General features: G+C 31.6%; 12 protein-coding genes. 9 read left to right on the forward strand and 3 right to left on the reverse strand.

Annotated features, from left to right (window positions below; translation table 11 throughout):
* The 4 genes from RFW85_RS03405 to RFW85_RS03420 form a co-directional block, all read left to right on the forward strand.
* The coding region (locus tag RFW85_RS03405; RefSeq protein WP_309171138.1) for a hypothetical protein at positions 1-1,126 on the forward strand (1,126 nt) is incomplete at its 5' end.
* Between the two features lie 2 nt (positions 1,127-1,128).
* The gene (locus RFW85_RS03410) at positions 1,129-1,602 is read left to right on the forward strand and encodes a response regulator (protein WP_272302785.1); all 474 of its coding nucleotides are present in this window, start codon (positions 1,129-1,131) and stop codon (positions 1,600-1,602) included.
* Positions 1,602-2,813 (forward strand): hypothetical protein, encoded by a 1,212-nt coding sequence (locus RFW85_RS03415; RefSeq protein ID WP_272302786.1) that lies wholly within the window; start codon positions 1,602-1,604, stop codon positions 2,811-2,813. Before RFW85_RS03410 ends, RFW85_RS03415 begins: the two co-directional genes overlap by 1 nt.
* A 3-nt stretch (positions 2,814-2,816) precedes the next feature.
* Positions 2,817-3,296 (forward strand): hypothetical protein, encoded by a 480-nt coding sequence (locus RFW85_RS03420; protein WP_309171139.1) that lies wholly within the window; start codon positions 2,817-2,819, stop codon positions 3,294-3,296.
* Positions 3,297-3,568: 272 nt separating this feature from the next.
* On the opposite strand, the gene RFW85_RS03425 is transcribed toward RFW85_RS03420, so the two are convergent.
* Positions 3,569-3,898, reverse strand: a complete 330-nt coding sequence (locus RFW85_RS03425) for a darcynin family protein (protein WP_309171140.1) — start codon at positions 3,896-3,898, stop codon at positions 3,569-3,571.
* A gap of 121 nt (positions 3,899-4,019) precedes the next feature.
* Here RFW85_RS03425 and RFW85_RS03430 point away from each other — a divergent pair, with 121 nt between their 5' ends.
* The 5 genes from RFW85_RS03430 to zapE all read left to right on the forward strand — a co-directional run bounded on the left by RFW85_RS03430 (position 4,020) and on the right by zapE (position 7,992).
* Positions 4,020-4,619, forward strand: coding sequence for a TetR/AcrR family transcriptional regulator (locus tag RFW85_RS03430; protein ID WP_309171141.1), 600 nt, complete (start codon positions 4,020-4,022; stop codon positions 4,617-4,619).
* Between the two features lie 116 nt (positions 4,620-4,735).
* Positions 4,736-4,972, forward strand: a complete 237-nt coding sequence (locus tag RFW85_RS03435; RefSeq protein ID WP_309171146.1) for a hypothetical protein — start codon at positions 4,736-4,738, stop codon at positions 4,970-4,972.
* 8 nt (positions 4,973-4,980) lie between these two features.
* Positions 4,981-5,556 (forward strand): hypothetical protein, encoded by a 576-nt coding sequence (locus tag RFW85_RS03440; protein WP_309171142.1) that lies wholly within the window; start codon positions 4,981-4,983, stop codon positions 5,554-5,556.
* 458 nt (positions 5,557-6,014) lie between these two features.
* Positions 6,015-6,917 (forward strand): ArgP/LysG family DNA-binding transcriptional regulator, encoded by a 903-nt coding sequence (locus tag RFW85_RS03445; protein ID WP_170248428.1) that lies wholly within the window; start codon positions 6,015-6,017, stop codon positions 6,915-6,917.
* Positions 6,910-7,992, forward strand: a complete 1,083-nt coding sequence (zapE, locus tag RFW85_RS03450) for a cell division protein ZapE (protein WP_309171143.1) — start codon at positions 6,910-6,912, stop codon at positions 7,990-7,992. The genes RFW85_RS03445 and zapE overlap by 8 nt, the downstream gene beginning before the upstream one ends.
* A gap of 42 nt (positions 7,993-8,034) precedes the next feature.
* On the opposite strand, the gene RFW85_RS03455 is transcribed toward zapE, so the two are convergent.
* Both RFW85_RS03455 and RFW85_RS03460 read right to left on the reverse strand, forming a co-directional pair.
* Positions 8,035-8,562 carry a cupin domain-containing protein gene (locus tag RFW85_RS03455; RefSeq protein WP_309171144.1) on the reverse strand — a complete coding sequence of 176 codons (528 nt, stop codon included), beginning with the start codon at positions 8,560-8,562 and terminating at the stop codon, positions 8,035-8,037.
* Between the two features lie 20 nt (positions 8,563-8,582).
* On the reverse strand, positions 8,583-9,979 hold a 1,397-nt coding region (locus RFW85_RS03460; protein WP_309171145.1), incomplete at its 5' end, for an FAD/NAD(P)-binding protein.

Consider the following 9,979-nt stretch of genomic DNA (forward strand, 5'->3'; position numbering starts at 1 on the left):
CATTATTTTGGCTAGGATCAGGCATCAGTCATTTATTGGTATGTTACGCGCCCCACTGGAAAAAAGTAAATTAATTACTACGAAAACAACCGAGAATGGTAGCTATCGAGATAATGAGTATTGGTTAGATAATCTGTGTAGTAGTGATAATGCTTGCAGAGAAAAGCTTCGCTCAATTTTTAACGATTTTTCAAAATCTTTTGATGAGTGTTTGATTAGTCTAAAGGATGAGATGCTTCAATTGCAGTCAATTGAGAAACCATTAGGTTTAATCACTTCATCTTTCTCAAGTAATCTGATTGAAATTCTGAAAGTATATTTATATGACTCAACTTTAAGCGACTCATTAGATACTTTTATTGACTTATTATGGGCCTCTATTAATAATTCCTTAATTTCTACAAGAGAATATATTAACACGACTGTTAGCAAGCAAATTGGTTTACAGTTTGATAAATTGAAAGCACAAGTAAAGAAAGAAGTACCTAATATTGATTCTATATTTTATAATTTTGATTTAAAAATTACTGAATGTAGTAGAGATGTGCAAGCAGCCTTAGTAGAAGTTGGTGCATGGTTTACGAGAAGTGATTTAGAAGCACATACAAAGTATCTTGCTCCTGAGGCAATTATCCAAATAGCATTTGATACGGCGAAAAAGTGTTTAGATAAACCGTTGAAAAATCTTAGCTATGAAGTAGATACCTCACAATCTACAGATCAGCTTAGAATTCCTTTCTCTAATCTTCCATTTATAAATGATGTTTTATTTACATTATTAAATAATGTGCAAAGACATTCATATTTAGATGATCCTGAAATTAATTGTAAAATTTCATTCAATGATTCATTAAAAACTCTTAGTATATCAATGGAAAATACTTGTAATCCACGCACTAAATATAAAAATATTCATATTGTTAATGAAATTAGACAATCTATAGAAAGCAATAGCTTTTCTACAAGAACTCGAATTGAAGGCAAAAGTGGTTTAATTAAATTAGCTAACTTGGCATCACAATCTAAACAAAGTTCAATTAAATTTGATTACATAAATGAAAATAAGTTTAGAGTTGATCTTATCCTTTCATTTGTAGTTAAACAATTTGAATTAGAGGATGAGTAATAATGAATATTTTACTGGTTGAGGATGAAATACCTAAAAAAGAACATATTAAAAGTTTTATTGCTACTTTATTTAAGGAGATTGAATGTGAATATTCTATAGATGTTGTATGTTCAGTTAATTCAGCATTAGATTGGATAGAAGAATCTATACCAGATTTACTGATTTTAGATATGTCACTTCCAACATTTGATATAAATTTAGAAAAAAAAGAGTTTGGTGGAAATCCACAAGGATTTGGTGGGATTGAGGTTCTCAAAAATCTGAAAATAGATAAAATTATTTGTAAGACTTTGATTATCACAGGGTATGAAGCATTTAGTAAAAAAGATTCAAAACCTATTGATATTAATACTATAAAGTCTGATCTATTAATGAAGTATCCTGAATATATTATAGATGTGTTACATTTTAACTCAACCTATGATACTTGGAAGGTCAAACTGAAAAGTTCTATAGAAGAATTAATTAAATAATGAATATTTTAATCATTGATGATAATCCGCGCCGTTATGGTGAGCTTGCCAATAAACTAGATGAAATGGGGGTGGCTAAAACTGATTATAAAATAGTAGATTGCGTGAATTCTGCTGAAGATTTAGTTAGAGAAAATTATTATGATTTAATTGTCTTGGATATTCTAATTCCATATTATAATTATGGAGAAGCTGATAAGCAGGTTTCTTTAGATTTCTTTTATTATTTACATAGTGATGAGTGTGTAAAGAAACCAGAAAAAATTATTGGTATAACATCAGACAGATCTGTTTTAGAAAATACTCAATCCAAATTCCAAGCATTTACATGGCAGATTATTGAATATTCTGACAGTAATTCAGAATGGTTAAATATACTTTTGGCATATATTGATTATTTAATTAGAAAGAATAATCAAAGGGAAATAAATTATAATCATGAAGTATTAATTGTTAATGCTTTAATTGAACCTGAATTGTCAGCTATACTGGAATTACCTTGGAATTGGAAGAGATTAGTTATTTCTGATAGCGGAGTTCTATTAAATAGTGGTTATATAAAGATTGAAGATAGAGAAGTCAAAATTGCAGCTATTCATGCAACTGAAATGGGTATGGTGCCTACGGCTATACTAACTACACAATTAATTTATGAATTAAATCCAAAAATCGTTTGTATGACAGGAATCTGTGCAGGATATTCTAAAGAAGTTAATTTAGGTGATATTGTTGTTGCATCAACATCTTGGGATCATCAAAGTGGTAAAAGAGAGCTTTCAGGAGATAAAGTAACCTTTAAATACTCTCCTCAATATATTCCTATTCTTGATAATATTAAGCGTGATTTTCAAAATCTTTCTCAAGAAAGAGATTTTGAAATATTAAAAAAGCATATTAATGGCAATTCATATTCACCAAATTTAAGGATTGGTCCTTTAGCTTCTAGCTCTACAGTTCTAGCAGATAAAGTAACTTTAGAAACTATTGTTAATACTCAAAATCGTGATCTAATGGGTATTGATATGGAGGTTTTTGGCTTATATAGTGCTTGTCATTATCATTTTAAAAATATTTACTTTTTTGCAATTAAAGGGGTGTGTGATTTTGCTGATGCAGAGAAAAATGATGACTTTCAAGAATATGCTGCTAAAAATAGCGCTTTTACACTAAATCTTTATTTTCAAAAGAATCTATTTAAACTTTTACGGTAAATTATGAACAGATTAGAGATTAATAAAACACTATTGGATCATGCTTGGAAATATTTCGAAATTCATTCTGATCAACGTATTAAGTTATTCAACTTCTATTTAGTTATTATAGCCGCTAGTGGTTCTGCACTAGCTTATATATTGCAGAATAAGAGCCAAAATTTGTTGGGTATATTTTTAGGTCTTTTTCTTGTATTTGTTTCTTTTATTTTTTGGAAGCTTGATCAAAGGACAGCATTTCTTGTCAAGCAGGCAGAAAAGATATTGTCGAATTTAGAAAAAGAATATGACCCAAAGTATTATATTTTTAGTAATGAAGCTTTAGATTTTACTAAAGAAAATACTAAATTAAATTTTTTTAGTAAAAAATACTCATATAGAAATTTGTTTAATGCTGCTTTTTTATTTGTTTCAATTCTAGGAGGTTTTTTTTCTATTATTTCAATTATGAGTTTCTTTGAAATTTATTTTTTGTGTTATTAATTGAAATTATTTAACTGAAATCTATAGAAAATTGGTTGTTGATTTTATTATTTTTAACTATTAATTCTGATTTTAAATGAATTGGTATGCTGAAATTATATATAGAATGAAGTTTTGTTTTAATTATTAATCGTTGTTAAATAAAACTACTATTTATAGTAGTTTTATTATTTACTCAATATTGAAAATTATATCAATAGTTTTTTAGTTAATAAAATACTCTTAAGTTTCATAATAAAACTAGCAACTATGTAAAAATAGAATCATTGATTTTATAAAGAACTTTCATACTCCACATATCCATCTTCAATTGCAGGAATAATCTCTACAAACTCAAAGTAGGGTACTGTACAAAATTCAGAATCTCGAATTGCATCAATCACAAAATAATAATCTTGCAGAGATGTCGTCTCAAACATAGCAATATCACTCGCTTTAGTACTAAACGCTTCAACGTCATACCAACGAACTTTTACAGTCGGGTACTTCGCAAAAATAGGTTCAAGCTTTTGTGTACTAAACTCAGCCCGCCTTTCACGAGCTAAAGCCAACCAAGCAGGCAAAGCTCTTAAGTGAATAAAAAAAGTATAGGTTCTAGACATAACCACTCCATGACTGGGCTGAGTTGTAGCTCAATTGAAAAGACAGCATTTGCTTGTCATATCAATATGACTCAGTCAGTATATGAGTGATTGCTCACATTAAATACTCGCATTTCGGCCCATGTCAGAAACCCTCCCAGACCCACGTAAACGCCCACGTCAAGCACGATCAGTGGCTACCTTTGAAGCTATTTTAGAGGCGGCTGCTCGCATTTTGGAGTCTTTAGGCTTTGCTGGATTTAACACAAATGCCGTGGCTGAACTTGCTGGCGTAAGCATTGGTAGCCTATATCAGTACTTTCCATCTAAAGATGCTTTAATCGTCGAGCTAATTCGACGTGAGCGCGCCAAGCTTTCAACCCATATTATTGAAGCCATACAGCAACACGACGCCGCAGACTTAAAAGAAAAACTAAAACTCATCATAGAAGCCGCTGTGCAACATCAATTGAGCCGTCCGCAATTGGCACGAACCTTAGAATTTGCTTCTGAACTGATTGGAAAAGACAGTGAGGAAAGTGAACTTCAACACGAATTTGAAACCATAATTTCTGATCTGTTTATACGTTCTGGTATTTCACATGGACAGACAGCGGCACAAGATGTAATTGCTTTAAGTAAAGGAATGATTAACGCAGCAGGCATAGCAGGGGAAAACGATTTAAACAATTTACAGCAGCGAGTTCAAAAAGCTGTATTTGGTTATTTGGGGCTATATTAAAAATTATTAATTTTGCTATAAAATGGCATTTTTATTTTATTAAATAATTATATTTTATTGGGGGAATTATGAAAGATGAAATTATGAGTAAAGCAGAGGTAAGCGCATTTACCTAAATTTTCTTAGGTTTGGCGGGTTACTCTATTTTTATGTTTTATCTCCTTGCTAAAAGAAGTAAAGGAGTAAATTACATTGATGATTTATCTTCTTTTAATTATAACGTGTCATATTTAATTTGTTTTCTGATTTTTATATTTAGCAAGGTTTTTAAGGAAAATAAGTATATAGATAATTTTATGTCACTTTTAATAGGCATTCTTTTATCTGTGATGTTCTTTATTGTTGTTTTATAGGGGAAGTTGTGATTCATAAACTTAAAATGTGGATCTCTGCTGAGGTAGTTGATTCATTTTTTTCATTACATTCGTATATTTATAAAAATTTTGTTCTTGTCCTTTCCTTAAGTTTTTGTCTAATCGTACTACTTTGTGCTCTTAACCCAAGTATAGTTTTCACTCCTAAAAAAGAAGGTTTTGTTGTTTATGAACCTGAATTTTATATTAAACATGGGCGTATGACATCACTGATAATAAAAAGAGGCAATAAAATTTTTATTATTAATTGTGCATATTTTAGAAATGAGAGTGGTTCATTTTGTGAATTATATAAGCCTAGAAAATTACTTAATTTAGAAGGAAGTTTTTTGCCTTATCCTTCAATATTTCCTAATGGTAATAAAATTGTAGCTAGCAGTGTTCGCTTTGAAGATGAAAAAGGTAGTGTAATTATTTTTTCAACAAGTGAAGAAAAAATTGCTTCTTGGTGGAATTGGGTTATTTTCCCCACCTTATTGATGAGGTATTTAATTTTAATTTGGCTAGTGGTAGTTGTTTCAATATTACTTTTAAAATTAATTAAGTATAAGAAAGAAACCTAATTTTATTTAAAAGAGGTTTTACCTTCCTGTTGAGTTGAAAGATAGATGTAAAAGAGGGCTGATATTTTATTTTTAGATTTACTGCAAACTCATCTATTGAGCTTGCAGTAAGTTTATCTTGTAAATATTACTGAAACAAAGCCAGCTTCAACTACTCATTCTGCCCACTGAGATGGCTTTTGTTTGAAATAATTTCAATTGTCGCTTTTCTTCGATAATACTTAAACTTATCAGCTTAACGCACTACCAGTTTGGGAGTTAGGTACTGCACTTTAATTAATATTGAATTTAATTAGGATTTTATTAGTTTTACTAATTAATCGCATGTGTGTTACTCATTTAATTAAAATAAATAATGATTATTTAGCAGAAGTAATACAATTGTAGTATTTCGTATTGCCATACCCATTACTATGATTAAGAAATATAACTTTAATTAATATAGATAACATTTAAAAATGCTAGACAAAACTAAATGCGACGCCTTTTCGGCCGTCGTTGAAACAGGAAGTTTCGAAAAAGCTGGTAAAAAATTATGTTTATCTCAGTCAGCGATTTCTCAAAGAGTTCGATTACTAGAGGAAAGATTAGGAAATGTATTATTAGTGAGAGAAAGACCATGTAAACCAACACCATTTGGAGCTGAGTTATTTGCTTATCTTCAACGAGTGTCTTTATTAGAGAATGTTTTTTTAAAATCGGTCATCGATAATAATAAATTTAAGCCGTTACCCATTGCTGCGAGTATTGGTACATTTGAGTCATTACTTTTCCCTATATTAGCCAAGTACTGTCTGTCTGAGGCTATTACAATAGACGTAAAGATTGATACGCTTTGTAATACCATTGAACTCTTAAAAAGAGGAGAGGTTCAGGCCTGCATTACTTCCGAGTCTGAGATCATTAGAGGTTGTACAAGTGTATATTTAGGGAATATGGTTTATTGCCTAGTTGCCTCAGAGAATTTTATTAATAAATGGTTTAAAAATGGAATTAATAGAGAGAGTCTGCGTTTAGCTCCTTTAGTTTTATTTAATGAAAATGAAAGAGTATATTTCGATTTTTTAGAATCTAACTTCGCACTAAAAAAATCAATGATTCCTTTTCATATTATTCCTTCAACTGACTCTTATATTTCTGGACTTGCTTGTGATATGGGCTACGGAATAATACCTATATGCAAAATGAATCAGGATTTATCGAATCAGGGCATAAAAGAAATTTCAAAAGAATATAGAATTAAGATTCCATTATACTGGCATCAGCTTTCTTATCTTTCTCCAGCAGTTTCAATAATGAATGATATTATTATTAAGCACTCAACAACAATCTTGGCTACTGTAGGGAATGAAGATGCTTAAGCATGAGGGTCAAAGTCCACTCGATATATATAACTCTATGATTAATAATGGTGTTGTTCTTGCAGATCCATCTCAGCGACAAGCTATTGAAACATTAAATGAGATTTGGAATAAAATTGAAAACCAGTCTAATCATTTCTTTAGTCCCCAGATTAAAGGTTTATATATGTGGGGGAGTGTAGGAACAGGCAAGACCTGGATTATGGATTTATTCTATAACTCTCTTAATTTTAAAAAGAAAATGAGAGTGCATTTTCATCATTTTTTAAAAGATGTTCACAAGCAGCTTATTGCCTATCGGGGAAATAAAGATCCTTTAAAGCTAATTGCTAATGACATAGCAAGCAACTATAAGCTCATTTGCTTTGATGAGTTTTTTGTATCAAATGTTGCCGACGCAATGATACTTTCAAATCTATTTAATCTGCTATTTTCAAAGAAAGTGATATTGGTTGCTACCTCGAATATTGATCCGGAAGATCTTTATAAAGATGGCTTAAATCGCGATAGATTTTTAGAGACCATAGATCATATCAATAAGAATTGCACCGTCTTGAAGATCGGTAATCAACTCGATTATAGAACCATAAAAGAAAGCAACGCTAATGACCATTTCTATAGATTTCCATTAAATGAAGAATCAGAACAATGGCTTCATTCGGTTTATCAGCAACTTACAAATAACCAGAAAGAACTCAAGACGAGCATCTTAATCAACCACAGATCAGTAGAGGTTAAATCTTGCTATAAGAATGTGATTTGGTTCGACTTCGAAAACCTTTGCCGAGAAGCCAGAAGCCCAGCTGATTACATTGAGATAGCAACGCAATATGACTATGTTCTTATCAGTGGAATTGGTGATCTAACAGATAGAATTTATGATACCGTGAGACGTTTTATTTATTTGATTGATGAGCTTTATGATCAAAAAATCAAACTATACTTTGCTGCTTCACAACCATTAAATCAATTATATAAAGGCGAGAGGCTTAAATTTGAATTTCAAAGAACCTATTCACGATTACAGGAAATGCAAAGCATAAGTTATAACAAGGAACTTCAGGAGCCCGCTTGAATATATGATGACTATGCTTTGCATGACTAACACGCAGTTGGATTAAGCGAAAAAGTACGATTTCTCTGGAAATTTTGACTTATATCCATTCTGCAAAAATACTTCTAATGCTTGAATAATGTCGGCTTGTTCCTCAGTACTAATTTCCTTTTTTCTATTGTTTTTAAAGTCTTCAATAATACATTGAATGTCAGCGTTATAGTCCTTAATAAAAATATCTGAACTCAGTCGTGTTTTAGGTTCAATATTGGCAAGTAGTGGTTCTATTTCTTCAATATTTTTAAAAAATTCAATACTAAACTCTCCAATTTGAAGAATGATATAACGGCTTTCAACCTCAATATCTTTATTTGCAAATCTGTGTCTAACATTAGGGGGAATTTGAAAAAAATTTCCCTGATTAACAATGTATTTCTGCTGCAAATCTGGTAACTCAACCTGAATAGCGCCTTTTGAGCAGTACACAAGATCGGGAATATAAGTATGCTTATGAAACGGAAACAGGCTATCTTTTAAATTGCACAGCACTATCCTAATATCACGGTCATAACAAAACTGATGCATTTCCATTGATCATTTTCCTCGTCCGATTAACTAATTTTATAAAGTTGTTCTGGCGTAAATATGGGTTCACTGAGATGCTTTTGAAACAATTCAACCCAATCAGTTGAGACAGAATCAGCCGCATCAACAATCGCTTTGGAAAAGTTACGTTCATTCTGCCAGTATCGGGTAAGCACACCAAAAGAGTAAAAATACTCCGAGGGCTTTATAAATCCTCTACGGTTTTCCATCAGTTTGTAGGTCTCGAAGCCATCCAGCATTAAACCTCCAGTGTTATATTCATCCTCCATATTCGGGACAATATTCTTTTGCTCTAACAATGATTTAACCAATGCTGAGGGATGTTTATAGATATCAAAATCTTGACTGATCGTATTCACCACAAGATCAAAATCAAATGAATGTCCTAGATCATCAATAAGCTGTACATGACTATCCATTATTTTTAGAGGTTTGCTGTTATAGCCAAGTTTAAGTGATTGAAGTAGGCCAGCTTCAAATAGGCATTTCAGCTTTTGTGCATTTTCGAGTGGAATTGGTACGGCAAGGCGAATGAATAAGTGATCAAATTCTTGGTCGTAGCGTTTTTTATCATGACTGCTTAAATAGCGGTAAAACTTCATTCTTCGTACTTTAAGAATGATCATATTAATTAAGTCATTAAGCTCTTGATGCTCCAGATCATATTTTAACTTTTCATAAGCATTGGCAAATTTCAAGTTGCACAAATCATTGAATGAAACTTCACCGTTAGTTGCATTTTTAAGTTCAAGGTCAAGCAGATGAAGAATATCATCTAGTGATAAAACTTTATTTAAGTACTGCTGTAACTCGGTGAAAGATTCATGAGTGAAATACTTAAAGTCATAGTTAGGCTTATTGCCTCGTACCGCAGGGAAGTATCCTGAACGACTGACAACATAGGCTTTGAAGTATTTATCTGTCACTGCCTTCTGATAGCTTGAGAAGGCTCCATTTTCAGTTACAAACGATCCTTCACTAAATAGAGTGATGACCGTATCAACACCACTAGGGCCCATGCCACGCACAAGAACATTTGGCTTATGATCTTGTCTAATAGTGTCATTGAGTCTCATTAAGACTTTTTGAAAAGGGTAGGGTTTCACGAATAAACTGTGCTCGGAGTCTAAACGACTTGCAGTCCAGTGCCCAATAGTCAGCAATAGTTTACAAAATCCTTTTAATTCAATTGTTCGATTTGAGTTTTGATTCTTGATAACTAAATTATAACCACCTTTAGCCTCATAGCCATCGATAGCTTCATAGCCATTGTAAACTTCAACTTTTATATGACTTGATTTGGCTAACTCTAAGTATTTTTTGAATCTATCATTGAGATAGATACCAAATAAAGCTCTAGGATAAAAGGCATTAGGATCGGTGTTAGCGGCAGTGTAAAAAT

It is taken from the genome of Acinetobacter sp. 12966 (assembly GCF_031196995.1).
In the GTDB taxonomy this organism is placed as follows: Bacteria; Pseudomonadota; Gammaproteobacteria; order Pseudomonadales; family Moraxellaceae; genus Acinetobacter; species Acinetobacter geminorum.

Bases quoted from the DNA above. Each gene is read 5' to 3' on its own strand.
- RFW85_RS03410 (WP_272302785.1), top strand. From the start codon at position 1,129: ATGAATATTTTACTGGTTGAGGATGAAATACCTAAAAAAGAACATATT.
- RFW85_RS03415 (WP_272302786.1), top strand. From the start codon at position 1,602: ATGAATATTTTAATCATTGATGATAATCCGCGCCGTTATGGTGAGCTT.
- RFW85_RS03420 (WP_309171139.1), top strand. From the start codon at position 2,817: ATGAACAGATTAGAGATTAATAAAACACTATTGGATCATGCTTGGAAA.
- RFW85_RS03425 (WP_309171140.1), bottom strand. From the start codon at position 3,898: ATGTCTAGAACCTATACTTTTTTTATTCACTTAAGAGCTTTGCCTGCT.
- RFW85_RS03430 (WP_309171141.1), top strand. From the start codon at position 4,020: ATGTCAGAAACCCTCCCAGACCCACGTAAACGCCCACGTCAAGCACGA.
- RFW85_RS03445 (WP_170248428.1), top strand. From the start codon at position 6,015: ATGCTAGACAAAACTAAATGCGACGCCTTTTCGGCCGTCGTTGAAACA.
- zapE (WP_309171143.1), top strand. From the start codon at position 6,910: ATGCTTAAGCATGAGGGTCAAAGTCCACTCGATATATATAACTCTATG.
- RFW85_RS03455 (WP_309171144.1), bottom strand. From the start codon at position 8,562: ATGGAAATGCATCAGTTTTGTTATGACCGTGATATTAGGATAGTGCTG.